This window comes from Massilia sp. NBRC 108631 (assembly GCF_059704565.1).
This window is the reverse complement of record NZ_BAAKJE010000078.1, coordinates 1-455: the sequence shown is the minus strand read 5'-3', so window position 1 is coordinate 455 and position 455 is coordinate 1. Positions and strand designations below refer to the sequence as shown.

Below are 455 nucleotides of genomic sequence, written 5' to 3'. Positions count from 1 at the left end.
AGCATCGACATCGTGCCCGCCACGCCGGCCGACATCGCCCGCTACGCCTTCGCCCCCATCAGCCTTACGCTGGCCCAGCGCGACCAGCTGATGTACTTCGACAAAGAGAACCTGTACGAAAGCATCGTCCGGCATTGGGAAGAGACCTGCCCGGAGGACATCGCCGGCATCAAGCGCGGCATGCTGCGCGAAGCGGCCATCGCAGCGGTCAGCCGCGCCAACGGCTACGGCATCACCGATCCCAGCGCGCAGCACCTGTTCGCCGGCCTGATGATGACCGTCTCGCCCTCGTTCGACGACAACGCCATGGTCAAAGCCCATCTGAGCAACCCCGATGTGCCGCAGGCCGAACGCCTGAGCCGGATGATTGCGCAACTGCCGGAACAGGCCTGGGAGCAAATCGTCAAGGCCAAGCGCTACGACGCCCTGTTTGAACTGGCGCCTGGCCAAACGGG

1 pseudogene is annotated in these 455 nt (G+C 64.8%); it reads left to right on the top strand.

From position 1 onward, the window contains the following. Nucleotides 1-455: pseudogene (locus AC6H42_RS10120) on the top strand (hypothetical protein); the annotation flags it as partial.